Origin of the sequence: Simiaoa sp. (assembly GCF_051972595.1) — a bacterium.
Classification (GTDB): domain Bacteria; phylum Bacillota; class Clostridia; order Lachnospirales; family Lachnospiraceae; genus Acetatifactor; species Acetatifactor hominis.
The window spans coordinates 1-26,259 of record NZ_JBOKRY010000022.1; the positions used below are offsets into that span (position 1 = coordinate 1).

Genomic DNA, 26,259 nt, shown 5'->3' on the forward strand with positions numbered 1-26,259 from the left:
AAAACTTTCTACTGACATCTAATTATGTAAAATTAAATGATTATCAATCCCACATTCTTCTTTTAATAAAGCGATAAGGTTTCTCCTTATCGCTTTACATTGAAATTAATAATAAGAGTGCTGCTTAATGCTTATTTTCTATAACACAGTTTATTTCAAATTGCTCAACCCTTTTTTCTTATACCCACAGTCACAATAAGGTCCACCGGAAGCAAGGGTGTATTCTCTGACGAAATCCATGACGCCGCCTGCCTATTCCTCCGTATTTCCTGCCTTGCTGTGTTTATGACGCTTGCGCACTTCTCTGGCGTGATCTCTGCGGGCGGCAATAGCCTCCGCGTCTTCCTTAGAGATCAGCTTCGTGGTCTTGACTATATATACTCCGCCGTCGTAAGCCTTTCGTACCCGGATCTTACCCTTGAGGTAGCCATGCTTTTCACAGTAGGCCACGCAGTAATAATGTCTGCCATTGGCGCTGAACCATTTGATCCGTTTCCGCAGGTTCCGGTGGCAGAGGTAACATTTGCTGGACACAACCTCCTTGTCCGCAAAAGCTTCCGTCTTATCCTTGAACTCTCTGGAAATATATTTTACATAGGTGTCAAACTGTGTCTTGACCTCATCTTTACGATCCTTCGGCGGGCAGAACGTGTCATAGGACAGATTCACCAATACCTCCGGATGCTCCTCTAGGATCCGGATCAGAATCTTCGCTGTATAGTAGGCATCGCTGAATGCTCTGTGGAAAGGAATGTCCTTCTCAATCTGCAGGTAATCAATGGCATATTCCAGATTTCTGCGGATCTTGCGCTCCTCATAGGCAATGGCGAACAGCTTCTGCACATCCAGATAAGGCAGCGGTCCCGGTGCCAGCAGCGGCATGTCATAATACGCCATATTCCGCTGTAACTCCGTGAGATCCAACGTTCCCCAAATACAGAACAGATGCTCCTCCTGTCCGCACCATCTGACAAAATCTCCTCCAACCTCAGGGAACGGTCTACCACGCTCCAGCTCCTGCATCTGAATATGGATCAGTTTGCTGGTGATCTTGTGCATCTCATGGTAGACCTGTGGCTTGATCAGTTCATTGAATTCGCTGACCATAACACGTTCATTATTCAGTTTGATGGCACCGATCTCTATGATTTCAAAAGGAAGCTTCTCCACAGCATCTTCTTTACCGGTGTTACTCTGATTCCATTCCAGATCCAGAACGATATATTCCATACGTTCCTCCATATTTTGTAACTATTAACAGGGGTTATAGATATCTTACAGTCTTGGCAGTGCGATATCCAATACCTCTTCATGCCAGCAGTGGTCTCCCTCTCTGACATCGTGGATCAGATATTCCTCTTTTCCGTACAGGCTGTAAGCCTTCCGCACAATATCTAACTGCTCCGTCACATTCACCAGTCCTCTGGGACCGTTCAGATGGTCATCCCGGCAGGACTGGACTGCCAGCGGTCTCGGTGCAATGAGCGATGCAATATCTCCCATATCAAAGTGTTCCCACAGATGGGGGACATAATTACAGCTGCAATTTCCGTTGAGCAATAACAACGCGTCGCGATACCCATAGAGATATCCGCTGATGATACATTTTTTCACACGGTCATCCAAAGCAGAGACCCACAGCGTCTGCATACCACCGCCGGAAAATCCCATGACTCCCAAGTCCTCAGTATCCCATTCGCCACGTTCATATACGTAATCGATCAGCCGGGAAGCGTCCCAGGTGCACATGCCTGCCACGGTCTCTCCCAAGGGCTCCGCCATATGTGCCAGATGAAAACAGGTACTGGTCAGGAAGGATTTCTCATCCGTTCCTTTCTGCAATGCCTCATCCCTGCGTTCTCCGAAGCCTCTGCAATCCGGACAGATTGCCACATAACCACGCTTCGCCAGCTGCATACCGTAATCATAATGGTAGAATTCGATCATCCGTTTTACCGCGGGAATATCATCACGGCCTGCCACGCTGAATTTTCCTGCACCCTGATGCCCCGGAAGGGCAAGAAAACATTTCTGCTTCCCTTCGTCCTGCTTCGGTGGGATCAGGATATACATTGGCATATACACTTCCGGCTCTACCTGAATGATCACTTTTTCCCGACGAATGCCGTTCTCCAGCTCCACGACTTCTTCCACGCGTGGGTCCAGATCACAGGTTTCCATGTATTTCCATCCCAGGAGATCTTTTAATGTCTCTCTGGAAGTCTCCTTCCAGGCTTCCCATTCCTCTCTGGTGGATCCGGTGAAAGCATCCTGCCTTGCATGTTTATCAAATTTGGTCTGCATTCCCTTCAAACTTCCGTAGAAGTGAGGGATCTGAATGATCGTATCTGCCTGTTCCATGACTGCTCCTTGCGTTTTCATTTTCTCTTATTGCTATCTTACCATTCTCTGCCCTGTGCGTGCAGTCCGTCTTCCACATCTCCTGCGAAAAGGCTCTCCAGCCAGGTATGCGCCAGCCGGATCCATGAGGTGCATTCCTCCTGTACCGCTCTGCCATCGTTGGTCTCTGTCAGCTTATTCGCCAGTGCCAGTCCGTGGGCACCCTTTTCATACATATGGAACTCCGTGGGCACTCCCACTCTGCGAAGAGCGCTGACGAACAGCAGGGAATTTTCCACCGGTACCGACTGATCCGCAAAGGTATGCCAGATGAAGGTCTTAGGCACTTTATTTGTAACCTGTTTCTCCAGAGACAGCTTCTCTCCCAGCTCTTCCTGTCTGCTGCCTAACAGATTCTCAAAAGATCCTCTGTGGGCAAACTCTCCGGAAGTGATGACCGGATAGCATAACAGCAGTCCGTCCGGACGAAGCAACTCATGCTCGGAAGCGGAAAGTCCCTGGCTCTCTGCCAGGAAATCTTCATCCCAGAACACCCCAAGGCTGGCTGCCAGGTGTCCTCCCGCAGAGCAGCCTTCCACTACGATCTTGTGGGGATCAATGTGCCACTCTTTCGCGTGCTCCCGCAGGAACTTGATGCTGTAAGCCAGTTCCTTTAAGGAAGTAGGATATTCCGCAGGGGCGCAGGAATAGCGCAGCACTGCCGCATGATAGCCCATCGCCAGGAATTTCAGCGCCATAGGCTCCGCCTCTCTGTCGGAGGTTCTGGTATAGCCGCCTCCCGGGCACAACAGGATCAGAGGTCTGTCGTTAATTGCCAGGGCATCGGAATACTCCTGAATATAAGTAACTAAATGTGCTCCCGGCAGGGAGCCCTCCTGATGCAGTTCAAATGTATTATAAATCATATTTTTCCTCATTTCTGAGCATTATCATTGAAAAATAAGGCGCAGACCATGTAGCAATACTACCGGCCTGCGTCTTCATCTGCCTTATAAATATTTTCATAACTATTCAGAACCCTATTCGCCCTGAATAGTTATATATTATCTTAGTATGCTCTTCCCCAGTATACCATCTTTTTCGCAGGTTTTCCACAACATACGCAGGTATCTGCGATCTGTTCCTGTTCAAAAGGCATGCAGCGGCTGGTAACAGCAAGCTTTTCCTTGATCTTGTCTTCACATTCCTGACATCCGCACCACATAGCTTTTACGAATCCGGACTTTTCGTTGAAGATCTGCTCGAACTCTTCCATATTGTGTGCTACGTAGGTATGGCTGTCGCGATGTGCTCTTGCTCTCTCCAGCATTTCCTTCTGCATGGTCTCCAGGATCTCGGCTGCCTTGATCTCCAGATCCTCCAGAGCCACCTCGGTCTTCTCTCTGGTATCACGGCGGCAGATCACACACTTGCCTGCTTCGATATCCTTAGGTCCGATCTCCACACGGATAGGATAACCTCTCATCTCAGCCTCTGCGAACTTGAAACCGGGGGTCTTGTCACTGTCATCTACCTTGACACGGAAATCCTTCGCCAGGCGGTCTCTCAGTTCATACGCCTTGTCGAGAACGCCTTCCTTTTTCTGCATAACGGGTACAATGCAGATCTGGATGGGTGCCACACGGGGAGGGATCACCAGACCTTCGTTATCACCGTGTACCATGATTAGTGCACCGATCAGACGGGTGGTCATACCCCAAGAGGTCTGATGTACATATTTTAAAGTATTGTCCTTGTCTGCGAACTGGATGCCGAAAGCCTTGGCGAAACCGTCACCGAAGTTATGGCTGGTACCGGACTGCAGTGCCTTGCCGTCATGCATCAGTGCTTCTACCGTATAGGTTGCAATTGCACCTGCGAATTTCTCCTTCTCGGTCTTCTGTCCCTTGATCGCGGGGATAGCCAGAACCTCCTCCAGGAACTTCGCATATACATTCAGCATCTGCAGAGTTCTCTCCTGAGATTCTTCTGCGGTAGCATGTGCGGTATGTCCTTCCTGCCACAGGAACTCTCTGGAACGCAGGAAAGGTCTGGTCTCCTTCTCCCAACGTACCACGGAACACCACTGATTGTATACCTTAGGCAGGTCTCTGTAGGAATGGATGTCATTCTTATAGAAATCACAGAACAGGGTCTCTGAAGTAGGTCTGACACAAAGTCTCTCGGGAAGCTCGTTTAATCCTCCCTGGGTAACCCATGCTACTTCGGGTGCGAAACCTTCTACATGATCCTTCTCCTTGTCTAACAGGGACTCGGGAATAAACATGGGAAGATATACATTCTGTACTCCGACTGCTTTGAATCTTGCATCCAGCTCCTTCTGGATCAGCTCCCAGATCGCATAGCCCGCGGGCTTGATCACCATACATCCCTTGACGCTGGTGTAATCACACAGCTCTGCTTTCTTCACTACATCGGTATACCACTGGGCGAAATCTTCTTCCATGGAAGTGATCGCTTCTACCATTTTCTTGTCTGCCATTTTCTCTCTCCTTTTCTTTTTCTGAAAATAAACTGCTAATACGATCTACGGAAACGAAAAACGCCGGGTCATCGCTCCCGAAAAAGGGACCGATCACTCGGCGGTACCACCCTGATTGATACAAATATGTATCCTGCTCTGTCACCGTTAACGCCGGTTCTACGCTGTGCTTCGCCGCTTCCAGGTACATTGCGTCTCGCACAGGACTCCAAGGGAGGTTTCCGATCCTCTGTCATAAGGGGTTCCCAGCCGCACGTCACCGTGTCCTTCCCCTCTCTCTGGGATGCTTTCCGATCGTACTGATCCTTTTCATCGTCATTGTCGTATGCATGTAATTGTAGTGCATGCTTCCGGGATTTGTCAAGGTTCTTTCCCTATTCCAGCCCTAATTTTTCCCGGATGCTGTCGGCTGCGATATTCCAGTCGCCCATTTCTTCGTATGCTGCATCCATTTTTTCTTTTTCTCTGGCAGCGCGTTCGGTATCGCCGGTCTGAAGAAATGCCTTATACATGGACGCCGCCTCAAAATATCTCGCCACACCATAGCATTCCTTTTTCGTTCCGGACAGCAAGCCGCCGTACACCATGTCCTCGTGATAATTTACTAACAGGTAGGCATAATTTTCATTTTGCACTTTATTCTCCATCCAGTTGGTCTTCGCAGGACGGGAAAAGGCGTCGTTTAATTGCCGGAACATATGAATGGTTCCCCAAAACAATACCAGACACAGGGCTATGATCACCAGATTCATCACAAGCAGCGCGCCTCTCTGCTTCTGTACCTGTTTCAGCTTACTCTTCAGATTTACCATAACCCATCACCTCACCTTTTTCTTCCAAAAATAAGATTTTTTGTGCATTTGACATCGTACCAAAATTCTCTGCCTCTTCCGGTGTCATGTCAAAATAGGTCTGCAGCAGTGCCTTCACATTCTCTTCCATCCGGAGAATGGCTTCCTTCTGCTCCTCCGGCAGTTCCCGATATTGTTTTGCCCTATAATCATTATCTACAGGATGCGGAATCCTTTCCAGCTGCTCGTAATAATCCGAAATATCTTCATACAGGCCGGGAAGTATGGATACATTGCCGGAGTTGATAGTAACTGCCTTCATCAGACTTTCATAAAAGTAACGATACGCTCCGCTGGCTTCCATGAGTAGCTGATATTTTTCATAACTATTATTACTGCTATAAGGCCGGATGTAATGCCTGTCGCAAAAAGCTGATAAACCTATGTAATCCTCATCTTCCAGATATTGTTCCATTTGTTTCATATAGCTGCTCTGCCGGATCCCTGCATCAAACTGCAGCAATCCTCTGTGAATGCTCCAGCTACGGGCAGATACTACAAACACCACCACACACAGGATCACCAGCACTGTGATGATTATCATATGTGACATGATCTCCGTATTTTTCTCCGTCACTTCATAGACATCGCTTTTGGTATCCTCAAAGTTGCTCTTGTAATGCTCCATGTCTTTGACATGCTGTGCGGCTTCTTCATTCGGTCTTCCGCAATGGGGACAATATGCCTGCTCCAGTGTCAGGTTACCCCCACAATATTTACATTTCATCATTGCTTTTATGATCCTTTCCTATTCGTTATGCTTCGTAATGTATTCTTTGCAATCCTCATATCTGGGATAACCGTAATTATTTCGCAGACTATCCTCGAATTTTTTCTCTTCTTCTGCGGTAAACGTATAACGGTCTGCCAGACTGTTCAGGGTTGCTTCCACATAAGGACGGATATACTCTTTGTCTTCCTCCGACATTCCTCTACTGTATTCCAGTCCCCGCAGGATCCAGTAATCATCCAAAAGCTGTGTCTCCTGATAATCGCGAAGTGTCTCTCCACTCTGTTCCAGCGCCAGATATTCTCTCGCATTTCGGCAGCTCATGAGCCTCGTGAAAATACCGCTATGCTCCCATCTGGCGATCGTTCTGTCCTCTATGACAGCCTGTTCATAAAATTCTGTCAGTCCTTCGAAGTCCTGCTCCCGGTATAACCGGTCCAGAACCGGGAAGTTTTCTTTTTCCCACAGATAATCCGCCCTGGCATCCCTGGGTTCTATATACTGTGCCCGGAACACAATTACCGCAAGAATCGCTGCCAATGCTGCCAATAGGATCAGAAGCTTAATCACAAATTTCTGTTTCTTTTTCAGTTTTTTCTTCAGTTCCTTCTCCGGTACCTGCTCTAACTGCTGCATATCCTGCCGCATGCTTTCCAGCTTCCCCAGATATTCCGCTTCGGCGCCCTTGTAATTCAGGCTTCCGCAATAGGGACACTTTGGAAGGGTATCCTCGAATTCCGCTCCGCAGGAACTACAAATGATCTTTTTTACTTCCGTATCTGCCATGATAGGATTCTCTCCTTGATCCGGGCTGCCCGCCCTACTTACTCATGTTGATTCCTTCCCCGCAACCGGTGAATTTATATTCATCATACAACACTAAAAAGAATCTCGCAATCCGGGAATCGCTTTTTTACATATTTGCATATCTTGAGGTTTTTGTCGCTTTCCTGTAAAATAAACTCAGTTGAAGGACCTACCTGCAGTTCATCATCTGCAGGCTGCTGAAAGGAATGTATTTTGATATGTACGAGAACAGTTTTCTAAATCCGGCCTATATCACGCCGGAAGAACAACAGATCTTAGACGGCGACATTGCCGTTCAGAAGAATCTCTACACCAGCAAACAGGATTTTGTGGTGGAGAGCAATAAATTTTTAGAGCATTCCGAGGATGATATTACGCTGCGGCGCCATACCAGATTTGTGGATTTTCCAAAGCATAAGCATGACTATGTGGAGATTTTCTATTGTCTCTCCGGTTCCGTCACTCATGTCATAAATGAGGAAGAGATTCGCCTCCGCCCCGGAGAACTGTTATTCATGAACCAGCATATCGAACACGCCGTTATAGCGTGTGGGCAGGAAGATCTGGGTATTAATATCATCATCCGCCCGGCGTATTTTCAGAATATCCTCACATTGATTAATAAGAACAATATTCTGGCGGATTTTATTATCAACGCTTTAGAAGGTGACAGCTGTGTCGGACAGTATCTGTACTTCACGGTCTCCGACAATCCCTGTATCCAGAATCTGATCCATAATGCCGTATTTCTATTATTGCAGCAGCCTCAGAACTGGCATAAGCTCTCGGAGCATACCTTTGCCCTGCTGTTCATGCATATTTTAAGCAATGCGGAAAATATTTTATTGGACCAAAAGGACGAGCAGAGCAATGTCCTGATGGTGGTAGTCCGCAGATACCTGGCGGAGCATTACGACACCGGAACGCTTCATGAGCTGGCGGCACAGATCGGGTATACTCCATCCTCCCTGAGCCGTATGATCAAAAAATATTCCGGCACCACCTTCAAGGAAATACAGACAAAGCAGCGCATGCGGGTCGCTATGAATCAGCTCTCCCACACGGCGCTGCCGGTGTCTGAGATTGCCCTGTCCGTGGGCTATGAGAATCAGAATTTTTTCTACAAACAGTTCAAAAAAATGTATGACATGACGCCAAACGAGGCACGGTTAAAATCACGCCAATAGGTCAATGGCATCACGTGTTTTATATCTGTAACGATTCGAGAATCCTTTGTGTATCTCTCGGATCGTTATTTTATTATTTCTCGTACAAGAATTCCTCGGGAAGGGTCACACCGAAATCCTTTGCCAAATGACGGAAATCATCGGGAGTGATGGTCTGTCTCTTGACCTGCTGCATGGACAGCATCTTCACCAGAATCTCTGCAGATTTTTCTACGGTATGCATCAGACCGAAGGTCAGGTCGAAATCTTTTCCTGCAGCGAAGGTTCCGTGATGTGCCCAGATTGCCAGATCGTATTTCTTCATCAGTTCGGAGGTTGCTACTGCGATCTCTCTGCCTCCCGGCACCATCCAGGGCACTACGCCCACGCCATCCGGGAATACTACGGGACACTCGGTTGCCATCTCCCACAGTTCTCTGGTGAATACCTTATCCTCCAGAGGCAGGACGAAGGTCAGTGCGATGATATTAGTGGTATGTGCATGATATACCACACGGTAGTCGGGATCCTGTAATTTCTTCACTTCCAGATTCATCAGGTGGCTGGGAAGCTCAGAGGTAGGTCTGCCGCCGTTTACCAGTCCCCATACGATACGGTAATTCTCACCCTTGTCATCCAGTTCGATCATGCAGATGGAATCTTCCGGCTTGATGCTGACATTGCGGAAATATTTACCGCTGCCGGTCACCAGGAAGTACTCTCCTGCCAGTGCGGGAACGGTGGTGCCGATGGGCTGGAACTCCTTCGGCTCAAAGTTCTCCTTTACCAGCTCTACCTCTTCCGGCTTCACACGGTAGGACAGGTTGCCGCCGTTACGCTCATGCCAGCCCTGCTGCCATCCGTCATCTGCCATTCTGATAAATCCCTGTACAAATTCTGCATCTAAAAATTTCATGATAATACCTAACCTTTCCATTGCCTGTGAACTCCCGCCCACAGGCATATTGTTTTTAAATCATAAACATTCGTAACTATTCCGAAGCCCATTCACAAAATTGCTCTTTCCAAGCTCGCTTTTTGCTCCTGTGGTTACTGCGCCATATTTACACAAATACCCTTACCGTGTGATCACATCTACCGGTACGTTCAATATTTTAGCAACCTTTAAAATCGTATCAATATGCCTTCCGGCTGCCGCTGCCATATGATGGGTAGGGCCTGCCTCGCTCCAGCGGTTCACGAACTCTCTGCAGGGGATCGAGAACTTGGTACGCATGTTGGTGTCGCCGAAGGTAAAGATCGGTCCGGGCTGATTCTCACCCTCTGCCACAACGAACTTGAAGTTGCCATCCTTATCCTGTGTGATAGCCAGGTACGTTACAGGGCCTACCGGAGGATAGAACTGTGTCAGATAGCCGCCGCCTACTTTGCCGTGAAATACCTTTACGATCTTCATGGTAGGCTTATGCGCCAGCGAGATGTCCGCATCGCCGGATCCGGAATGTCCGATGATACAGATGTCTTCGTTGAAATCAATGGAATACATCTCAGACAGCTGTCCCATGCCGGAAATGGTCTTCAGAATGGACATTGCCATGGCAACCTTCATGTCACCTTCTACCGCACATGCAGTACCCTGCTTGATCAGCATGGAAAATGCGGGAATCAGCATGGAATCCAGTTTGCCGGCTACGCCCTGTGCCTTACCTGCATAGTGGGAAGCGATCATGCTCAGATCTTCATCCTTTGCCCACTGCTCGAATGCAAGCACATGCTTTGCCATATCCATAATATCTTCGTCGTCTGCAGTAGCGCCGCCCTCTACATCAAAAGTATCGATAATATCCTGTGCCTTAGCCTTAATTGCCTCGGTATCGGTAATATCATCCGCGATCGCCCACATATCTTCCCAGTCAAACTGTTTGGTATAGAGTCCCATTCGGTTATAGAGATTGGTTTCATCAATATAGAGATCCATCATACCGGGATAGGGACGTCCGATTTGTGCGATGTTAGTCTGACGGAAACGTCTGCGAACCTGCGCTGCCTTACACCAGTCGGCGATCTGCGCTGCCACCTCAGGGTCACCGCCTTCTACGACGCCGGTGATCACGGCATGTCTCTTGCCTGCACGCTCTAAGTCAGCCACCGCCTCACCTACGGCACCGCAGGCATACAGGTCACCCAGCCAGATGGGAATATCGGTGTTCGCATAGTCCGGAGCCAGCTTCTTCTGCACATTGATACATACCACGGGCACATCCAGATCGCGAATGGCGGGAAGTACGTTATAGGAAGTTGCATAGGTCAGCAGCTGTAAAAATACCAGATCCACATCCGCTGCACGGAATTTATCACCGGCTGCCATGGCCTGTTCCTTGGTGGTCACCATGCCGCCGTCAATGATCTCTACGGTATCGGGAATCGTCTTCTTGAAATCCTCATACTGTGCCTCGAAATTGGGCACCAGCTGGGGGAACTGGGGCAGATATGCTCCCAAAGCGATGGAAAATACACCGATCTTTGCCTTTGTGTTTACTAACATTTATAATTTCCTCCTTTTTCTATTGTTCAGTCTGCGCCATAACTACCTTTACTCCCAGATCAGCGCTCATTTCATAAACATATTCATTACATTTCCGGAACAAATGTCTTAATCTCAAAAGACTCCCGGACACATTTTCTTGCATTTTTCAGGTCTGCCAGTTCTTCCGCATGGATCATCTGTGCCAAGAGGTTACCGATAGCTGTTGCCTCACCGGGACCTGCATATACGGTCTTGCCCGTGGCATCCGCTGTCAGCTGATTCAGATATGCGGCATTAGAACCGCCGCCGATGATGTGGATGCTGTCGTAGGTTCTGCCTGCGATCTTCTCCAGACCGCTCACCGTCTCTCCGTAGGACTGCGCCAGGCTGCGATATACCACAGATGCCAGTTCTCCCACGGACTCCGGTACCGGCTGTCCCGTCTTCTGACAGTACTGCTTTATGGCTTCCACCATGCTGTCCGGAGAGAGGAAGCTTGGATCGTTCACATTCACTCTGGAGGGGAAGTCTCTGCTTTCTTCCGCCATCTCGCACAGCTGCGCAAAAGAGTATGCGTCGTTATATTCGTGTCTTACGGACTGGATCATCCACAAACCCATAATATTTTTCAGGAAGCGGAACCGGTGGTCGTAACCACCCTCATTGGTGAGGTTGGCCGCTGCTGCCTCTTCGGTGATAATAGGTGTCAGCGACTCAATTCCCATAAGAGACCAGGTTCCCGAACTGATATAGATGCCGTCCTCTGACGTCTGTGGTACTGCCATTACCGCCGATGCAGTGTCATGACTTCCGCACAATACCACTTCCAGATCGAAACCAACTTCCTTCTGTATCTCGGGCAGGAGCTGACCTACTTTCGTCCCGGGCATCTGCAGGGGCAGGAAAATGTCCTCCGGGTAGCCAAGCTTCCGGATCAGATCCGTATCCCACTGGAAAGTGGTGGGATTCACCAGCTGTGTGGTGGAACCGTTGGTATACTCCGATAATTTGTTTCCCGTCAGTCGGAATCCGAAATAATCCGGCAGCATGAGCAGTGTCTTCGCCCGCTGTAAAAGCTCCGGTTCTTTCTGTTTTACAGCCATCAGCTGATAAATCGTATTAAAAATCTGCTTCTGAATGCCTGTTTTTGCATACAACTCTGTCTCCGGCAGGAGCTTTGCCACCTCCACGTCCATGCCGTCCGTGCGATGATCACGATAACCGTAAGTATCTCCCAGGATGCGATCCTGCTCATCCAACAGCACATAATCCACTGCCCAGGTGTCGATTGACATGCTCACCGGGATCTTTCCCTGTTCCTTGCATTTCTTCATGCCGTTCAGGATCTCACCGAACAGCCGGTCCACATTCCACAGAAGCTTTCCGTCCTTATGATCCATGCCGTTCTCGAAACGGTAGATCTCTTCTAACTCTATTTTTCCGTTTTCTAAATGCCCCAGGATATGTCGTCCACTGGAAGCGCCGATATCCACAGCCAGGTAATATTTTCCCATAAGCTATCCACAGCCTCCCTTATCTGAAACCAAATACCTGTGTTAAAAGCGGCTGTGCTCCTGTGACAGGATCCTTCTCCATGATCAGAATGTCCTTCATATATTCATCCCATTTTTTCACTACGTTGCTCTCCGCCTGCACTTTTGCAGCGTACTCTACGCCTTTTTCACATTCATAATAGCCGAACAGCTCCTCACCCTGCATCCAGATGGAGTAATTGACGATTCCCGCATCTGCCAGGACTTCCTTCATCTCCGGCCAGATATTGTCATGTCTTTTCTTATATTCCTCCTGCATTCCCGGTACAATTTTTCCCCGCCATGCGTATTTTTCCATAGTCGCCACCCTACCTTTCTTCGTATTTCAAGCATTTCCTATGCGCAGATGGACAGACCGCCCATTTCCGCTGATTCTGTATTTATTGTAGCCTGTGGATTCCGGTTCCGAAATGACATTATTTGCTCCGGGCACTGTCCGATTTTGCCCGAATGAAAATGGTGCCGTTCATTCTGTTGTGCACAAGCTGCAGGAATTATGTTATGATGAGTAATCATAGAGAAAGAGAGTTTTTCATGGAACGGACACTGATTTATACTGCTGATAATTCCATAGTTTGCATGCCGGTCAGCTATTTTCTGAAGCAGAAAGGCTTCTCCTCACAGAATCTGGTGCAGTTAAAAAAAGACCCCTCCGCCGTACTGGCAAACGGGATCCCCTGCTTTATGAATCATATACTGCAGCCCGGCGATACCCTGACACTGCATATCCGGGAAGATCACTCTTCGGAAAAGATTCCCCCGGTAAATCTGCCGTTAAATATTGTCTACGAGGATGCGGACCTTATGGTGATCGACAAGCCTGCGGGAATGCCGATCCACCCTTCCATGAACAATTATTACAATTCCCTGGCGAATGCCCTCGCGTACTATTTTGAACAGCAGAACTGTCCTTTCGTCTTCCGCTGTATTAACCGCCTGGACCGGGATACTTCCGGACTGACCATCGTGGCGAAGCATTATGTCAGCGCAGGGATGCTGTCTGCCATGATTGCCAATAAAGCGACTTCCGGCATCACGAGGGAATATCTTGCCATTGCAAAAGGCTCGGTGCGTCCCTTGGAGGGAACCATCACCGCACCCTTAGGGCGCAAGGAAGGCTCGATCATCGAACGGACGGTGGATTTTGAAAACGGGGAATCCGCGGTTACGCATTACAGAGTACTGGACGAAAAAAACGGGCACAGCCTGGTCTCTCTCATCTTAGAGACCGGCCGTACCCATCAGATACGGATTCATATGAAATACCTGGGCTATCCCCTGATCGGAGATTATCTGTACAACCCGGATATGGAGCAGATACAGCGGCAGGCGTTACATGCCTGGAAGCTGTCCTTTGTCCATCCCATCACCGGGGAGAAAATGCAGTTCACTGCGCCGTTACCGGAGGATATGGCGAAGGTTGCCGGAGATACCCCGTGGGTAATAACATAATACGATTCTTACTCGGCTTGCAGGCAGGCGGAAGGTTCCCTATGGGTCAGGATCATACCCGCAGTTTCTTCAGTGCCTTTTCCCGGATCAGACATTCACCGTGCTCTTCCAGGTATCGTAGCTTCTGCTCATCCGCAGCATATAATCCTGCGAACTCCATTGCCTGAATGCAGGCTCTGCTGTAACGCTCGTAGGAAGCACCGCCCTTCTCCACATAGACGTAGCAGGTGCCGTCCTCCATACGATACAACGTACTGTTGATCCGTAAGTTAGCAGGCAGTACCTCAGCATATTCGATCACTCTGCCGATATTTCGGAAAGCGAAGATTGCTACCTGGGGCTTTGAGGCTTCCTCTGCTTTTTTCTGCTTTTTCTTATTTTTGTCAGATTGCTCAGACTGTGCGGGAGCACCGGATTTCTCCGTAGCATCCTCCTGCTGTACTTTCTTCTCTACTTCTTTGCAGATACGCATCAATTCCCGCAAAGCCTGCATCGGCGTATTGGGCTTGCTCTCCGCCGGATCCTTATCCGAGAGTACCAGCACCAGTCCTTCTTCCGGCAGCATCATGATCTGCAGGTCAAATGCATACTTCGGCGGCTTGTAGCCCACCTCTTCCTCTGCCTGCTCGATGATCTCCTGTACCACCTCTTTGGCCTTGTCACTGCGGGTCACAAAATCTTTATAATCAATATCGTACTCTTCCAGCTCTTCGTTGGACAGGAAGCACTTTACGGTCTTGTCATCAATTCTTTCTATTTTCATAGCTATCACCTCTTACTGTTATATGTATGATAGCATAAAAATGTTGTGATTTCCACTGTGCGAATTATGAAAACACTATAAAGTCATTCTGACAACTAACTTTTGTGAAGCTTATTAACTTGAGAGTTAATTAAGAAATGCTATCGAATCCCAGTAGCCCGCATTGGGGCTACTGGTTTCCTTTAAAACAGCCTTAAACTAATGGAAATGGTGGAAAATGAATAGAAAAAAGTTCTATAAAAGAAGCAATTCCTCTGTTTTAGATCTTTTCTGCAATTATGGAGGAAATTATTTACTCCCAAAACAATAATTCCACTATTTCCTGTTATTCGATGGATTTTAGTGGAATCAGTAAACAGAACGCCCACGGTGGACGGAATGTCATGCCCCGATGTCTGTCGGAGGGTGTTGATATTTTCTTGAAAAGTGTTGAAAGACAGGGGGAAAGCGGACACGATGTCCGCGTCAGCCAAGCCATGTGTGCATGGCTTTTGGCGCACATGGATGGCGCGTGTAGGCGACCCCGTCATGATGAGAACCACTGTATCACTTTTCATTAGAAAATTCACACCCGGAGACGTGACATCAAGGCGTGATGTTCCGTTCGCCGTAGGCGTTCGTGGGGTTTACGGCAACCCTACGTTACGAGCCATGCATTCAATTCATAAATGTGTCGCAAAGGGCGCTCCACATTTATTGGCAGTTCTCCGCAATGAGCCACGCTATTCATAAGATTGTCAGCAAAAGGCGCTGCCAATCTTATTTCATATCGCGGCATAAGTAAAGACAGCGATTTGTGCGCAAGCGCCCATCGCTGTCTTCATTATGCCTATGCGTGGCTCATTGCTCGCGTAACTCTCAATTTAAAAAGTAAAAACCTCTAGATGACTTCCGCATCCACTCGGGTGACGATCTCCTGGGATCCCTTGTGGATGTGATATTTCACCGCGGGGATCTTGGTCTTGGTGTAGAGCAGGTTCGTGTTGGGGTCTGCGGTGATCATATAGCCCACGGGCGGCTTATCTGCCACTTCATTGACCTGCACATTTTCGTCTACTACCGCACTGACCGTACAGTTGCAGAATTCATTACTTGCCTGGGCGGATACGCCGTCCACTTTTTCCGCGAAGCCGATGTCTCTAAAATCCCCTCTGCTGACTGCAAATCCGCAGTCATATGCCACACAGTCGATCTCACTGGTAATTTTATGTACTCTGGTATGTCCCTCTGCATCCGGAGTGATCGTGGTCTCTACCGTGATACCCTGATAAGGGCTCCACTTCGACCATACTCCGGTATCTGTGATCTTCGATGCCTCGCAGATCCGACGCACATACACATAACCGTCGATCCAGAATGCCAACATGTTGTCCGGTGCGTTCTCATGCAGTTCATAGCAGGACTTCGCCACACTGATGCTGAACCGGGTATCATAAGCAAATTTCCCGTATTTTGCCACGATCTGCCCGTGTCCGTTGGGGCTGTAGACGCCCGGAGCAAACGCCGTGGTATGGTTACCGTAATGGTAGACAAACAGGTCGGCGTATTTCTGAGGACATGCCGGTGCCAACTTCGGCAGCGGTGCTTCCTCTGCGCTCCAGAAAGGATGATCGTCGGGAAGCAGTAAAAAGGCGAATACTTTCATGCCCCAGTAAGGGGAACCGGGGGCATTGTACCGCTCCGCCATAGTCAGATTCGGATATCCATAGCCGATGGTCAGCACATGATCTCTGTCGAAGATCGGGCGCTTCAGCCAGGTGCGCAGATGTCTAGCGATCAGACCTTTCATTACAGGAATGGGGAAAGGCTCCAGTCCTGCCAACAGGCACACACTAAAAAAGCTTACCTGGGAGAAACGATAGGTCAGGGACCTGCCAAAAGGAATCGCCTCGCCCTCCTCATCGAACCAGTAGATGAACTGCTTGACGAATTCCATGGCTCTTGCCTTGTACTTTTTCGCTCTCTCCGGGTCATCCTTTTCCATAACTACGGCATAGATCAGACTGTAGAAATGGATAGCAAAGGAAATATAGTAATCCTTCTGTCCGGAATCTCCGTCCCTGTACCACCCTTCGCCCAGGTAGAAGGTCTCCAATCCCTCCAGGTATTCCTCTAACATCTCGGGGCTGTACCGACGTCCCACCTTTTTCATGGCAATGTTCACCAGTACGGCAAAGAGGATCCAGTTGCAGACCGGCAGAGGGTGCTCATTAATTTTGTTCAGATAATTGCTGAGGTTTTCCTTCTGTTCCTCCGTCAGAGGATCCCATACCACCTCCGGGGCAAACATAATGCCGTAGGAAATGGCAGCCATCTCTACGAATCTCTGGTCAAAAGAGGTGCACTCTCCCCAGTATTCCGGGTTCTTCTCATCGGTTCCGGCGGTGAGACCCTTGCGATAGATCTCCTCAAATTCCGGCTCCGATCCGCCACCTGCCCAGAAGGGCACCAGTCCCCATAAGGGACGGGAAAATGCCTCCATCCAGGTGGCACCGATGTCATAATGCGCCATGGTAACTCCCAGAGTCAACCTAGCCTTCTCCTCACTGTAATAAGATTTTAACGGCTCTAAGATCGATAACATACAATCCTGAAAATCTTTTTTAGTATGTAAATTCATCTTACCAGTACTCCCTCCAGTCTTTTAGCAGTCTCGTCAGTGCCTCCATATAGAAGTAGTCTCCCCAGGAGTTGCACTCATCCACGCCATAATGGTTACAGGTATTGTATGGGGAATGGTTTGAGTAGGTGCTGTGCAGCACCAGTCCGTTGGATTCCTTCGGATCTTTTACGGCATAGTTCGTATAAACAGACTGCATGATCTGTTTTGCCAGAGTAATATAGTGCTCTGCCTCCGTAGGCTCCAGGTATTTCGCCATCTCCAGCATACCGCAGGCTGCGATGGAAGCAGAAGAAGAATCTCTCGGCTGGTCATCACCGTCGGTGAATTCCAGATCCCAGTAGGGCACCAGGTCCTTCGGCAGATGTGCCAGGAAATACTCTGTTACATGACGGAACAGATCGATATATTCTGCTCTTCCGGTATAACGGTAAGCCAGTGCCATACCGTAGACACCCCATGCCTGACCTCTCGCCCAGGCGGAACCGTCGCGGTAACCCTGACAGGTGGCACCATGATCCGGTGCTCCCGTCTTCATATCGAAGAAGAAGGTATGCCAGGTGGAATAATCCTCACGGATCACATTGGCAACAGCCGTATGGATATGCTTCTCCGCGATATCGCGGTACTTCGGATCCCCGGTCTCATCGGATGCCCAGTACAGCAGAGGCAGATTCAGCAGGCAGTCAATGATCAGGCGGTAATTCTCCGGAGCATCCATGGGACCCCATGCCTGAATGAACTCGCCTATGGGATGATAGCGGGTGATCAGCTGGTCTGCTGCCTTGATTGCCGCTTCCCTGCCCTCTTTGCTGCCGGTCAACTTATAAGCTGCCACGCAGGAAGGAGAATAGAGAAATCCCATATCGTGATGATCCACTTCGATCTTATTGTCGATACGGTTCAAAAAGCTCTTTACCTGAACCTCGCCCGCTTTTTTCAGGCGCTCGTCCTGTGAATATTCGTAAGCCAGCCAGATCTCTCCGGTCCAAAAACCGCAGGTCCAGTAATTATTCGGAATGGGCTGGTAGAAGCCATTCTCACTGTATGCATTCTGGAACTGATCGGTAAATTCCGGCAGATCCCGGATCACCTGCTCTGTGGAAAACTGTAATGCATCTTTGATTTCCGCATCTGTAATCAAAGGATACTTTTTTTCATCAAATGTTATCATGATTTTTTCCTTTTCTTATTCTTTTCTTATCCTATCACACAAGCCTGTAACCGCTACCCGGCACAGGCTTGTAAAAATACTTTTTATCCGTTATCCCTTCAGTCCCGTAGAGGCAACACCCTCTACAAAGTATTTCTGCAATACCAGGAATACGACCAGTACCGGGATCAGTGACAATACCGATCCTGCCATGATCAGACCGTAATCGGAAGAATACTGGCTGATGAACATTTTTAATCCCAGCTGAATGGTCTTCTTCTCCTGGCTCTTTAAATAAATCAAGGGACCCAGATAGTCGTTCCATGTAGCCACAAAAGTGAAGATCGTCAGTGTGGACAATGCCGGTTTCGACAGTGGCAGCATGATGCTGGCGTAGATCCGGTACTCACTCATACCGTCGATCCTGGCAGCTTCACACAGATCATCGGGAATACCTTCATAGAACTGCTTCATCATGAATACACCGAATGCGGAGAACGCCTGCAGGCAGATCATAGCCAGCAGCTTATCGTTCAGTCCCATTCTTCTCATCATGATAAACTGAGGTACCATATATACCTGCCAGGGCATTGCGATGGTTGCGATGTATGCCAGGAACAGTCCGTTCTTATGACGGAAGTCCAGTTTTGCAAAAGAGTATGCTGCAAAACTACTGGTCAGTAACTGTAAGAAAGTAACGATCAAAGTTAAGTATACCGTATTTCCCACGAATCTGCCAAAGGGAATCTTCGTCCAGATCTTCAGATAGTTATCCCACTTTGGATTAGCGGGGATCCACACAAAAGGATTCATCTGGAATACTTCTCTATCGCTCTTGATGGATGCGGAAAGCATCCACAGGAAAGGAATAATCATGACCACTGCGATCAGAATCAGAATTGCATATATGATCACTTTGCCCAAAACGGCTTTTTTATGTGCTGATTTCATAATCTTTGCGCCTCCTAACGTTTAACCCTGCCGTACACTTCGATCTGACTCAGTGCCGGGAAGGGGGATGGATCTTCTGCTTTGATCAGATTACAAAGCTCCAGCCAGATGATCTCTTTTTCGGGGATCGGCAGTACATGCGCTCTGCTGCTCTTCTCTAAACAGAACTCCTGCTCACTGCCATCGGAGAATCTTATCATTACCTGCTGCCACCAGTTGTCATGTGGAAAATCGGATCTGGTGTACAACACAATCTTGTCTGCCAGTACCGGTCTGCCGAAATCCAGCTTCAGGGCTGCGTCATCCTGCATATTGATGCCCCAGGATTCGTAGGGCCATTCTCCGTGGGAGCGGTTCGCCCGGACACCGTCGATGGCGTTTTTCGCTGCGAATACACTCTCGCCTCTGGTCTCCACATTAGCTGTCGCATGAGGATAACAGGGAACATCCATATGTTGATCCGCAGGATTCAGTGCCAGGTTTCTGTAGGCTGTGATCTCATCTTCTCTTGCGACTTCTGCATAGAGATAATGTTTATTTCCGGAAAATACCTTGGGGGACATGCTGATCCTTTTCTCCCCGAAGGGAACATAATAGGATACGTTGTCGGTTATGTATACGAAGGCATCTCCCAGTGCATCATCCACCTGTAAATGTACGTGAATATTTTTCTCATCGGTCTCCAGTACGATCCGGTCACCCTCTTCATAGGTGTGGGTGCAGACCAGATCCACAAAATTCTCACCGCTGCTGACGCAGATAGTGTTGCTGTCCTTATCGAGAACCTTCAAAGCCAAGATTGCCATTATGCTTTCTCCCTCTTTGCCTGACCACGGAACTGAATGATGGTTACGAAAAGTACCATGAGGAACAGTACCATTGCTACAGAACTGGAGTAACCCAGATCCCAGTCAATAAATGCTTTCTGGTAGATATAGTATACAAGTACGGTTGCTGAAGTGGTCAGTTCTCCGCTTCCGCCCCCCGCCAGCATGATAGCGATATCGTACACCTTGAAGCAGTTGATGGTCAGCATGACGACTACGAAGAAGGTCGTGGAAGACAACTGCGGCCAGGTCACATAACGGAATTTCTGCCAGGTATTTGCACCGTCCAGACTGGCTGCTTCATACAGTTCAGAGGAGATTCCCTGTAAGCCTGCCAGGTAGATTACCATGTAATAACCCATGTATTTCCATACACTGAACAGAATCATGGAGAACAATACCAGTCCGCCGGTGAACCACTGGGGAAGCTGATCCTGCGGTACATTAAATACATTTAACAGGATGTTGTTCACTGGTCCTTTAGAGGGGTGGAACAGCATTTTCCATACTGCGGTGATTGCTACCAGAGATGCTACATATGGGAAAAAGGAAAGGGTTCTGAAAACGCCTCTTCCTATTACTTTCTGATTTAATACGATAGCCAGTGCCAAGGATGCGATCATGGTCAGAGGCACGGTACCGACACAATAAATAATAGTGTTTTTAAATGCTGCGATAAAGAAGGTGTCTTTCCACAGTCTTGTAAAATTGCTTAATCCTGCCCACTGGATCGGATTACTTCCGTCCCACTTCATAAAGGCAAGAGCAAAGGCAAAGATAATGGGGATCAGGGTAAATACGCAGAAACCGATAAAGTTGGGTGCAATAAAGGAGTATGCCACCAGATCTCTTTTGGTTTGACGGCTTAATTTCCGCATAACAATTCTCCTCTCGAACGCTTTTGATAAAAAAGGGGCCGTAGGTACGACCCCCTTGTGTCTTATGGAACTTACTGAGCCTGAATGTCAGCTACCGCCTGATTCATTGCTGCAATACCGTCATCAATGCTCATCTCACCGGTCATGATACTTCCATGATAGGAATCCAGGGCAGAGTTGATCTCAGATACGTTGGGAGCGTAAGGAACTTCCAGGTACAGATTGGATACGGTCAAAGCTTCTTTGCTGGCTTCATCGGTGGGGAATCCTTCCAGTCCGGAGATCATGTCTACTACCTCGTCGGTCATCATTGCAGGGAAGTTACCGCTGGATGCCATAACTGCTGCGCCTTCTTCGCCACTTACCCACTTAACGAAATCCCAGGATGCATCAGGCGTGTCACTTGCAGTGGTAACAGCCAGACCGGTAATAGTACCAAGAGTAGAACCTGCTTCTACACCATCGGCATGAGGATACTTAACGATACCCCAGTTGCCACACAGGCTAGAATCATACTCGCCGGATTTTAAATTGGTGATCATGGTTGCAATAAACCAGGAACCCATATTCATCATTGCTACATCTCCACCGGAGAATGCTGCGGAATAATGTAAGCCTTCGGTCTTCAGATCCGTGTATTTTCTGCATACGCCATCAGCTTCTTCGTTCAGAACCATCTCGTAATAAGGCTTGAAGAAATCATAGTTTCCATCCAGAATAGTATGCTTACCATCCAGAACACCGAACAGCTGAACTGCACTTCTCCATGTGTGATAATGAGCACCGTATACCTGAGAACCGAAGGTGGTATCGGTCATCTCTCTTGCCAGAGCATCATACTCATCAAAGGTCATATCGTTGGTAGGATAAGCAACACCCTTAGCATCGAACAGATCCTTATTATAGAACAGTACCCAGAAGTCATTTCTGAAAGGCAGTTCATACAAGCTTCCGTCTACGGTTACCTGATCGGTAACACCCGCATATTTGCTTAAATCTACGCCATCCTTGGAGATGTAATCATCTAATGCGAGGATGGATCCCTTCTGTACCAGAGTTGCATATCCGGGTACATCCTTGATGGTTACAACATCGAAGTCGGATCCGCTGCCGGACAACTCGGTTGCCAGAACGGTCATGTAATCGGTAGAACCAAGGTCTACCATCTCAATGGTTACACCGGGATGAGATGCTTCATATGCGTCCTTGATATCTCCCCAATACTGTGTGGTCTCCTGATCCCAGATAGCCCACTTTAAAGTAACTTCTTCTGCGGGTACGGCTTCGGTAGAAGCTGCTGCCTCGGTAGAAGCTGCTGCAGGTGCATCTGATGTAGAAGCTGCGTTGCCGTTGTCGGAGCTGCCGCATCCTGCAAGCATGGTAGTCATCATTGCTGCTGTCAGTACTAAACTTAATACTTTCTTTTTCATGTAAACCCTCCTGTTAATACATACTGTTATAGCTCTGATCCCGGATCCGTTTCGTATCGGTTCCTTGACTGTAACTAAAGTATAGCGAAAATGGTTCGGACATTACATGGAAAAATTTATTATATAATTCACATTTTTTTATAATTTCTTTATCTTTTTTCTGAAAGTGCTTTCTAAAAATGTACTTTTTTATTTTAATATGCACTTTTTTTAGCATCTTGGTTTTCCAACTACCTTTTTTCTCCTGTTATGTTATACTGAATGCATGAAAAAGACTGTATATCACTCAAAAAGCATACGGAATCGCATACTTATTTTCACTCTGAGTGCCATTTTAGGCATGTGCCTGTTGATCAGCGTGTTCAGCTACTATATTTTCCGACACTATTTGCAGAACACTCTGATCCAGTCCACCGAGACCAGCCTGCGGCTGTTGTCGGAATCCATGGACTCCAGTATCAACGATGTCTATCGTCTGGTTCGTTATTGTCAGACGGATTCCTCGATTGCCAATTATATTGAGCACAATCCGAATCCCGGCTCCGTTCTGTCTGTATCTACTTATGATTCTTTTGCCGAAGAGTGCAGCCGAAACGGTGCTTATAATTACATGCCGCGAATCGCCGTTGTCTCACAGGCGCATTATCTGCAGGTAGTTGCTACCACTTATTCCTCCACTGCAGATCTGGCAGTGCAGATACCGCTCCTTCCTTATTATGAAGAATTACTGACAGCGGATGATTATGATTTTTCTACCGGTATTATTTCAGATCCTTTTCACCGGGCCGGACGTAAAGTGCTCCCCATCATTCGTCCCATTACCTATCAGTATAATAACAAGCAGGCGGGCTATTTATTTATAGAAGTATCTACCGATCTATTTACTGTTCCGCTAAAAGATTACAGCTGTCCCGATGACAGTTATCTCTATCTTACGATTGCGGATCACACTTATATATATGAAGACAATGGATTGCGGGAATTCACACCGGAATACAGCCTGTCGCAGGATATGAGTAATTATTCCCTCACCGGAGACACGCAGATTTCCCGGATTCACAGTCAAACAAAGGGCGAACAGATTCTGGTCACAACCCCTTTGGATATGCCAGACTGCTACTTAAGCCAGAGCATATCCCACGCAGAGCGTACGAATCAGGCCATTTTATTTCTTGGAATCCTCACCTGCATTCTGATCGGCATTCTATCCATCGGCGTGATTCTGATGCTTTTGATGAACCGCATGATCACGGTTCCTGTGTCCCACCTGCAATCGCGGATGAAACGGATCTCCCAGGGAGATTTCTCCAGAGATCCTTCTATTGAATGGAATCATGAGCTTGGAGACATTGGTCGCGGAATCAATGATCTGTCGGAAAATGTATCTCATCTGATGGAACGGCGTCTGGAAGACGAAAAGCAGAAACAGGATCTGGAATATAAAATGCTACAAAGCCAGATTAATCCCCATTTCCTATACAATACACTGAACTCCATCAAATGGATGGCAACGATCCAGGGTGCCAACGGCATCTCCGAGATGACCACTTCTCTGTCCCGCCTGTTGAAAAGCATTTCCAAAGGCACCAGCCTGTTGATCGATATTCGGGAAGAGCTGTCGCTGCTTGAAAATTATTTTACCATCCAAAGTTATCGCTATGGCGGCACGATTTCCATGGATATACAGGTAGATGAGGAAAGTCTGTACAATAGTGAGATTATTAAATTTACCTTACAGCCTTTGGTGGAAAACGCCATTTTTCACGGGATCGAGCCCAAAGGCTCTGCCGGACATATTCAGATCCATGTAGGCTATGAAGTCGCTGATGCCACTGACAGGATCCGGATCGATGTGACGGATGACGGCGTCGGCATGACCGCAGAGAAATCCGCTCAGATCTTAAGCTCCAACGACGACAGCTCGGCAGATTTCTTCCGGGAGATCGGTGTAAGCAATGTACACAAGCGCCTGCAATATCAGTTCGGCACAGAGTACGGTATTACCATAGAGAGTAAAGAGGGCGAATATACCACCATGTCCATTCATATTCCCAACTGTCCTCTGGAACAAAGGCAGGCATAAAAGGAGTTATTATGTATCAACTGTTAATTGTAGATGATGAACCTCTGGTTCAAGCAGGAATCCGTTCCATGCTGAACTGGAACGAAATGAATATCGATATCTGCGGTACCGCCATGAATGGTCAGGCGGCGCTAAAGATCATTGAGGAGACATCACCGGATATTGTCATCACGGATATCAAAATGCCCGTCATGAATGGGCTGGAGCTGGCAAAAGTTTGCAGAGAGCGCTACGGGGAAAACAGTCCCTACTTTATCATCCTCACCAGCTACGAAGATTTCCAGATGGCAAGGGATGCCCTGTCTTATCAGGTCTCAGATTATCTGGTGAAGCTGGAGCTGACTCCGGAAGTGCTGAAAAACGCCATCGACCGAGTCATTACTCAGATCTCGCAGTCCCGCAAAAAGCAGATGTCTGCCGTAAATATTCACCCTTTTTACGACAAATTTCTGATCAGTCTTCTGCATGACCTGTTTGAATCGGAAGAACAATTCCTGCTACAAAGCAGGGATCTGAACCTGAATTTTGAATATGGCTCTTATGTCTGCTGTTATGGTGAAATCATAAGTCCCCAGGCAGATCAGCTGACCACGGAAAAACAGATGCCTCTGTTCACCAGTTCCCTGCAGATGATCCGGGAACTGGGTGCAAAATATCTGCCTCTCTATGCGCTGTCACTGGATCTGCGGCATTTTGCCCTGATCTTCTGTTTTTCGGATACGGCGGATACAGGGGACTATGTAGAAAGTCTCACAGACATTCTGCAAAGCATCAGCGACACTCTGCAAAACTATTATAACGTTACTCTTCGCTGTGGCATCGGTACCCCGGTCCAGACACCCGGTACGATCTGTGATTCCTACCAGTATGCGAGACAGACTTTCCAAAATACCGATGCAGATACTTCCATTGCCGCTTTTGATATGGATCATTCCAGAGAGAACGTCCGGAAACCCTTTAATATCAGCCTGTTCAAAAACGATCTCACCAGGGCTTTTGAGGAATACGATCCCGATATTCTGCGAACCACGATTGGGTCTCTCTGTGACCTGTTCCGGGATCATCCGGGACATTACGTGCAGGCTCTGGATGCCGCCAGCAATATCCTATATCTGTCCATTTCACTGTTGCAGGACGGCGAATCCATCGTCTCCGGCTTCTTCGCCGATGATCCGGACGGATACCGCTCCCTGTATAAGCAGTCCAACGTGGATCATGTGATCCAGTGGCTGCAGTCCTTCTGTGATAAGCTGTGCGAACTGTTCCAAAACCGCAGAAAAGACTACAAGAACCACATCGTGACTAATGTGCGCAAATACATCAACGAGCATGTGAACGAACGGTTGTCACTGAATGAAGTAGCCGCTGTCTTCGGCATCAGTCCGAATTACTTAAGCCAGCTGTTCAGCAAATACAACGATACCGGCTTCAGTGAATATATCAACATCTGCAAAGTCACAGAATCCAAACGGCTGCTGGAGGAAGAAAATATGAAGGTCTACGAAGCCGCGGAAGCACTGGGATTCGAGAGTGCCTTTTATTTCAGCAAAGTATTCAAACGGGTGGAGGGCGTCTCCCCCACGGAATACATCAACAATAAATTTAGTTAGCTCCCATTATAGAAGACACGTTAAATGTGTATGAATTACGGAATTGACAGAAAG

The 26,259-nt window shown here is 47.9% G+C and carries 22 protein-coding genes and 1 other annotated feature; of the genes, 4 read left to right on the forward strand and 18 right to left on the reverse strand.

Annotation, left to right across the window (positions count from 1 at the left end):
• Positions 1 to 252 precede the first annotated feature (252 nt).
• The 7 genes from ACTRDR_RS09165 to ACTRDR_RS09195 all read right to left on the reverse strand — a co-directional run bounded on the left by ACTRDR_RS09165 (position 253) and on the right by ACTRDR_RS09195 (position 7,210).
• On the reverse strand, positions 253 to 1,230 hold the full coding sequence (locus ACTRDR_RS09165) for an exonuclease domain-containing protein (protein ID WP_440527089.1): 978 nt from the start codon (positions 1,228 to 1,230) through the stop codon (positions 253 to 255).
• A 45-nt stretch (positions 1,231 to 1,275) separates the two neighbouring features.
• Positions 1,276 to 2,361: an alpha/beta hydrolase family protein gene (locus tag ACTRDR_RS09170; RefSeq protein ID WP_440527091.1), complete on the reverse strand. Its 1,086-nt coding sequence runs from the start codon at positions 2,359 to 2,361 to the stop codon at positions 1,276 to 1,278.
• A 38-nt stretch (positions 2,362 to 2,399) separates the two neighbouring features.
• Positions 2,400 to 3,266, reverse strand: coding sequence for an alpha/beta hydrolase (locus ACTRDR_RS09175; protein ID WP_440527093.1), 867 nt, complete (start codon positions 3,264 to 3,266; stop codon positions 2,400 to 2,402).
• 143 nt (positions 3,267 to 3,409) lie between these two features.
• Positions 3,410 to 4,843: a proline--tRNA ligase gene (proS, locus tag ACTRDR_RS09180; RefSeq protein WP_440527094.1), complete on the reverse strand. Its 1,434-nt coding sequence runs from the start codon at positions 4,841 to 4,843 to the stop codon at positions 3,410 to 3,412.
• An 81-nt stretch (positions 4,844 to 4,924) separates the two neighbouring features.
• Positions 4,925 to 5,165: a binding site (T-box leader), on the reverse strand.
• A 52-nt stretch (positions 5,166 to 5,217) separates the two neighbouring features.
• Positions 5,218 to 5,655, reverse strand: coding sequence for a hypothetical protein (locus tag ACTRDR_RS09185; protein WP_440527095.1), 438 nt, complete (start codon positions 5,653 to 5,655; stop codon positions 5,218 to 5,220).
• Positions 5,636 to 6,424 (reverse strand): hypothetical protein, encoded by a 789-nt coding sequence (locus ACTRDR_RS09190; RefSeq protein WP_440527096.1) that lies wholly within the window; start codon positions 6,422 to 6,424, stop codon positions 5,636 to 5,638. Before ACTRDR_RS09190 ends, ACTRDR_RS09185 begins: the two co-directional genes overlap by 20 nt.
• Before the next feature lie 18 nt (positions 6,425 to 6,442).
• On the reverse strand, positions 6,443 to 7,210 hold the full coding sequence (locus ACTRDR_RS09195; RefSeq protein ID WP_440527098.1) for a hypothetical protein: 768 nt from the start codon (positions 7,208 to 7,210) through the stop codon (positions 6,443 to 6,445).
• Positions 7,211 to 7,449: 239 nt separating this feature from the next.
• Between ACTRDR_RS09195 and ACTRDR_RS09200 the strand changes: the two genes are divergently transcribed.
• The gene (locus ACTRDR_RS09200; protein ID WP_440527100.1) at positions 7,450 to 8,418 is read left to right on the forward strand and encodes an AraC family transcriptional regulator; all 969 of its coding nucleotides are present in this window, start codon (positions 7,450 to 7,452) and stop codon (positions 8,416 to 8,418) included.
• A gap of 73 nt (positions 8,419 to 8,491) precedes the next feature.
• Here the strand turns inward: ACTRDR_RS09200 and rhaD are convergent, their stop codons facing one another.
• The 4 genes from rhaD to ACTRDR_RS09220 all read right to left on the reverse strand — a co-directional run bounded on the left by rhaD (position 8,492) and on the right by ACTRDR_RS09220 (position 12,736).
• Positions 8,492 to 9,313, reverse strand: coding sequence for a rhamnulose-1-phosphate aldolase (gene rhaD / locus ACTRDR_RS09205; RefSeq protein WP_118551013.1), 822 nt, complete (start codon positions 9,311 to 9,313; stop codon positions 8,492 to 8,494).
• Between the two features lie 162 nt (positions 9,314 to 9,475).
• A complete protein-coding gene (locus ACTRDR_RS09210) occupies positions 9,476 to 10,903 on the reverse strand; it encodes an arabinose isomerase (RefSeq protein ID WP_148448255.1) in 1,428 nt (475 codons plus the stop codon).
• An 86-nt stretch (positions 10,904 to 10,989) separates the two neighbouring features.
• A complete protein-coding gene (rhaB, locus tag ACTRDR_RS09215) occupies positions 10,990 to 12,399 on the reverse strand; it encodes a rhamnulokinase (protein ID WP_440527102.1) in 1,410 nt (469 codons plus the stop codon).
• A 19-nt stretch (positions 12,400 to 12,418) separates the two neighbouring features.
• On the reverse strand, positions 12,419 to 12,736 hold the full coding sequence (locus ACTRDR_RS09220; protein ID WP_148448251.1) for an L-rhamnose mutarotase: 318 nt from the start codon (positions 12,734 to 12,736) through the stop codon (positions 12,419 to 12,421).
• A gap of 236 nt (positions 12,737 to 12,972) precedes the next feature.
• Here ACTRDR_RS09220 and ACTRDR_RS09225 point away from each other — a divergent pair, with 236 nt between their 5' ends.
• Positions 12,973 to 13,890 (forward strand): RluA family pseudouridine synthase, encoded by a 918-nt coding sequence (locus ACTRDR_RS09225; RefSeq protein WP_440527137.1) that lies wholly within the window; start codon positions 12,973 to 12,975, stop codon positions 13,888 to 13,890.
• Positions 13,891 to 13,942: 52 nt separating this feature from the next.
• Here ACTRDR_RS09225 and ACTRDR_RS09230 read toward each other — a convergent pair whose 3' ends face one another.
• The 7 genes from ACTRDR_RS09230 to ACTRDR_RS09260 form a co-directional block, all read right to left on the reverse strand.
• Positions 13,943 to 14,653, reverse strand: coding sequence for an adaptor protein MecA (locus ACTRDR_RS09230; protein WP_440527103.1), 711 nt, complete (start codon positions 14,651 to 14,653; stop codon positions 13,943 to 13,945).
• A gap of 880 nt (positions 14,654 to 15,533) precedes the next feature.
• The gene (locus tag ACTRDR_RS09235) at positions 15,534 to 17,273 is read right to left on the reverse strand and encodes a DUF2264 domain-containing protein (RefSeq protein WP_440527105.1); all 1,740 of its coding nucleotides are present in this window, start codon (positions 17,271 to 17,273) and stop codon (positions 15,534 to 15,536) included.
• 1 nt (position 17,274) lies between these two features.
• A complete protein-coding gene (locus ACTRDR_RS09240; RefSeq protein ID WP_440527107.1) occupies positions 17,275 to 18,447 on the reverse strand; it encodes a glycoside hydrolase family 88 protein in 1,173 nt (390 codons plus the stop codon).
• 90 nt (positions 18,448 to 18,537) lie between these two features.
• Entirely contained in the window at positions 18,538 to 19,377 is an 840-nt protein-coding gene (locus ACTRDR_RS09245; protein ID WP_440527109.1) for a carbohydrate ABC transporter permease, read from the reverse strand.
• A gap of 14 nt (positions 19,378 to 19,391) precedes the next feature.
• Entirely contained in the window at positions 19,392 to 20,183 is a 792-nt protein-coding gene (locus tag ACTRDR_RS09250) for a hypothetical protein (protein ID WP_022153203.1), read from the reverse strand.
• A complete protein-coding gene (locus ACTRDR_RS09255) occupies positions 20,183 to 21,082 on the reverse strand; it encodes a carbohydrate ABC transporter permease (RefSeq protein ID WP_022153204.1) in 900 nt (299 codons plus the stop codon). The genes ACTRDR_RS09250 and ACTRDR_RS09255 overlap by 1 nt, the downstream gene beginning before the upstream one ends.
• A gap of 71 nt (positions 21,083 to 21,153) precedes the next feature.
• Positions 21,154 to 22,512 (reverse strand): ABC transporter substrate-binding protein, encoded by a 1,359-nt coding sequence (locus ACTRDR_RS09260; protein ID WP_440527111.1) that lies wholly within the window; start codon positions 22,510 to 22,512, stop codon positions 21,154 to 21,156.
• A gap of 340 nt (positions 22,513 to 22,852) precedes the next feature.
• On the opposite strand from ACTRDR_RS09260, the gene ACTRDR_RS09265 reads away from it, so the two are divergent.
• Together ACTRDR_RS09265 and ACTRDR_RS09270 are read left to right on the forward strand one after the other, a co-directional pair.
• Positions 22,853 to 24,595: a cache domain-containing sensor histidine kinase gene (locus ACTRDR_RS09265; RefSeq protein WP_440527113.1), complete on the forward strand. Its 1,743-nt coding sequence runs from the start codon at positions 22,853 to 22,855 to the stop codon at positions 24,593 to 24,595.
• 11 nt (positions 24,596 to 24,606) lie between these two features.
• The gene (locus tag ACTRDR_RS09270) at positions 24,607 to 26,205 is read left to right on the forward strand and encodes a response regulator (protein WP_440527115.1); all 1,599 of its coding nucleotides are present in this window, start codon (positions 24,607 to 24,609) and stop codon (positions 26,203 to 26,205) included.
• The last annotated feature ends 54 nt before the right edge of the window (positions 26,206 to 26,259 follow it).

Excerpts from the sequence above, each read along its gene's own strand:
- ACTRDR_RS09170 (WP_440527091.1), bottom strand. The coding sequence starts at position 2,361 with ATGGAACAGGCAGATACGATCATTCAGATCCCTCACTTCTACGGAAGT.
- ACTRDR_RS09220 (WP_148448251.1), bottom strand. The coding sequence starts at position 12,736 with ATGGAAAAATACGCATGGCGGGGAAAAATTGTACCGGGAATGCAGGAG.
- ACTRDR_RS09185 (WP_440527095.1), bottom strand. The coding sequence starts at position 5,655 with ATGGTAAATCTGAAGAGTAAGCTGAAACAGGTACAGAAGCAGAGAGGC.
- ACTRDR_RS09255 (WP_022153204.1), bottom strand. The coding sequence starts at position 21,082 with ATGCGGAAATTAAGCCGTCAAACCAAAAGAGATCTGGTGGCATACTCC.
- ACTRDR_RS09195 (WP_440527098.1), bottom strand. The coding sequence starts at position 7,210 with ATGGCAGATACGGAAGTAAAAAAGATCATTTGTAGTTCCTGCGGAGCG.
- ACTRDR_RS09250 (WP_022153203.1), bottom strand. The coding sequence starts at position 20,183 with ATGGCAATCTTGGCTTTGAAGGTTCTCGATAAGGACAGCAACACTATC.
- ACTRDR_RS09245 (WP_440527109.1), bottom strand. The coding sequence starts at position 19,377 with ATGAAATCAGCACATAAAAAAGCCGTTTTGGGCAAAGTGATCATATAT.
- ACTRDR_RS09230 (WP_440527103.1), bottom strand. The coding sequence starts at position 14,653 with ATGAAAATAGAAAGAATTGATGACAAGACCGTAAAGTGCTTCCTGTCC.
- ACTRDR_RS09190 (WP_440527096.1), bottom strand. The coding sequence starts at position 6,424 with ATGATGAAATGTAAATATTGTGGGGGTAACCTGACACTGGAGCAGGCA.
- rhaD (WP_118551013.1), bottom strand. The coding sequence starts at position 9,313 with ATGAAATTTTTAGATGCAGAATTTGTACAGGGATTTATCAGAATGGCA.
- ACTRDR_RS09270 (WP_440527115.1), top strand. The coding sequence starts at position 24,607 with ATGTATCAACTGTTAATTGTAGATGATGAACCTCTGGTTCAAGCAGGA.
- ACTRDR_RS09235 (WP_440527105.1), bottom strand. The coding sequence starts at position 17,273 with ATGAATTTACATACTAAAAAAGATTTTCAGGATTGTATGTTATCGATC.
- ACTRDR_RS09165 (WP_440527089.1), bottom strand. The coding sequence starts at position 1,230 with ATGGAATATATCGTTCTGGATCTGGAATGGAATCAGAGTAACACCGGT.
- proS (WP_440527094.1), bottom strand. The coding sequence starts at position 4,843 with ATGGCAGACAAGAAAATGGTAGAAGCGATCACTTCCATGGAAGAAGAT.
- ACTRDR_RS09260 (WP_440527111.1), bottom strand. The coding sequence starts at position 22,512 with ATGAAAAAGAAAGTATTAAGTTTAGTACTGACAGCAGCAATGATGACT.
- ACTRDR_RS09200 (WP_440527100.1), top strand. The coding sequence starts at position 7,450 with ATGTACGAGAACAGTTTTCTAAATCCGGCCTATATCACGCCGGAAGAA.
- ACTRDR_RS09210 (WP_148448255.1), bottom strand. The coding sequence starts at position 10,903 with ATGTTAGTAAACACAAAGGCAAAGATCGGTGTATTTTCCATCGCTTTG.
- rhaB (WP_440527102.1), bottom strand. The coding sequence starts at position 12,399 with ATGGGAAAATATTACCTGGCTGTGGATATCGGCGCTTCCAGTGGACGA.
- ACTRDR_RS09225 (WP_440527137.1), top strand. The coding sequence starts at position 12,973 with ATGGAACGGACACTGATTTATACTGCTGATAATTCCATAGTTTGCATG.
- ACTRDR_RS09265 (WP_440527113.1), top strand. The coding sequence starts at position 22,853 with ATGTGCCTGTTGATCAGCGTGTTCAGCTACTATATTTTCCGACACTAT.
- ACTRDR_RS09240 (WP_440527107.1), bottom strand. The coding sequence starts at position 18,447 with ATGATAACATTTGATGAAAAAAAGTATCCTTTGATTACAGATGCGGAA.
- ACTRDR_RS09175 (WP_440527093.1), bottom strand. The coding sequence starts at position 3,266 with ATGATTTATAATACATTTGAACTGCATCAGGAGGGCTCCCTGCCGGGA.